The organism is Streptococcus pseudopneumoniae (genome assembly GCF_001073085.1).
GTDB classification, from domain to species: Bacteria; Bacillota; Bacilli; order Lactobacillales; family Streptococcaceae; genus Streptococcus; species Streptococcus pseudopneumoniae_M.
The window spans coordinates 1-1068 of the sequence record NZ_JVFV01000018.1 but is presented as its reverse complement, the minus strand read 5'-3'; the positions used below and the strand labels follow the sequence as shown (position 1 = coordinate 1068).

At 41.6% G+C, this 1068-nt stretch carries 1 pseudogene; it reads right to left on the bottom strand.

What is annotated here, in order from left to right:
• Positions 1 to 896 (bottom strand): annotated as a pseudogene (locus ADH90_RS03895) (IS110 family transposase); the annotation flags it as partial.
• Positions 897 to 1068: the final 172 nt, after the last annotated feature.

Below are 1068 nucleotides of genomic sequence, written 5' to 3'. Positions count from 1 at the left end.
GATTGGTAGACTGAAAGCGACGAATATCTCCCAATTCGCCAATGATAGATGTCGCTGTGGTTTCTGCGATGCCAGGAATTAACCGTAAGATATCATACTCTGGTAAAGGCTGAGCTAGAGCTACCATGTCGTTTAAGACAACTTGTCTGCGTTCAGAAAGACGAAGCCATTCTTGGGCATAGTAACGAACCTCTTCAAGCATTGGAGAGGTTTTCTTGACCGCACAAAAAGATTGTTTAGCGAGTTTTATAAGTTTATCAGTCAGGTAAGCAATACGCTTTTCAGAGATGCGTTTGGAAGTAGATTGACGGATAATCTCACACAAGTCACTTTGAGATAGGCTTAATACAAACTCTTTGCATGGGAAAGCCATCACTAAGTTCCAATATTGTTCTCCAGTTGGTGTGGATAAGAGATTTTCCCATTCAGGAAAGGTGACTTGAAGGACCTTGTGCAGACGGTTTTTAGCTCGAACAAGATCTTCAGTCATATTTTGATAGAAACGGCTTAAATCAGGCAGGTGTTGATAAATTTCTTCCTGCACGCAAGTTGGTTTACGATTGTGCACAAGCTGAGATTTAGCCAACTTTTCAGCGTCAATTTTATCTGTTTTACGAACTCGCAGACTGTCCAGTTGCTTCTTAGCTTCCAGTGGATTTAGCCGTGTATAAGCTGTAACCACATTCCTCAAGAAGAAAGGCCTGAAGACGTCGAGAATAGACGCCTGTGGCCTCAAATATAATCTCAGGGTTATGAACGACTTTCAAGTCCCCCAACAGGCGATTGAATCCAATGGCATCATTGAGCATGGTGTAGCCATGAACCTTTTCGCCGTTGACTAAAATTGCTACCTCAGAACTTGTTTTACTTGCATCAATTCCAAATACTGTACGCATGACATTACCTCTTTTGTCTTGAATAATTCCATGTTTTAGTGATTTTATTTTCAATACGCGACGTTTAGCGTCCCACATATTTTAGACGAAGATTGAGGTCGATGAAAAGATTACGAATGAGTTCTTCCATCCCTTCAGCGACACGAAAACGATTGATGGTGCGATAGCTGAC